The sequence below is a fragment of the Pauljensenia sp. UMB3104 genome (assembly GCF_030217285.1).
Classification (GTDB): domain Bacteria; phylum Actinomycetota; class Actinomycetes; order Actinomycetales; family Actinomycetaceae; genus Pauljensenia.
In genome coordinates this window covers 1-303 of record NZ_JASONN010000189.1, presented here as the reverse complement: position 1 = coordinate 303, position 303 = coordinate 1, and the positions used below count along the sequence as shown (strand labels likewise).

Below are 303 nucleotides of genomic sequence, written 5' to 3'. Positions count from 1 at the left end.
CGGGTTCTGGGCTTCTTCCTGCTTGCCCTCGGCACGCAGGGACACCGTGGCGTAGGGGATCTTTAGGCCGTCTAGCTTCTTCAGGTCTGCGGGATTGGCTTGGGAGGCGACGATGACGATGTCAGGTTTCAGCGCTGCGACCTGCTCGACGTTCATGGAGTCGAGTTGCCCCGGAGTGGGCAGCTTCTCGATTCCCGGGAACACATCGACCATGTAGTCCCCAAGGTTGCGTTTCCACTTCTGTTCGATGCCTACTACCTGTTTTTGGGCTCCCAGCTGGGCAAGGATGTCCGCGCTGTGGTG

Annotated in this window: 1 protein-coding gene; it reads right to left on the bottom strand. The window is 59.7% G+C overall.

Annotated elements, in window-relative coordinates; genetic code table 11:
• Positions 1 to 303 (bottom strand): ABC transporter substrate-binding protein (locus tag QP415_RS11315; RefSeq protein WP_285100133.1); only part of this gene is annotated, 303 nt, incomplete at both ends.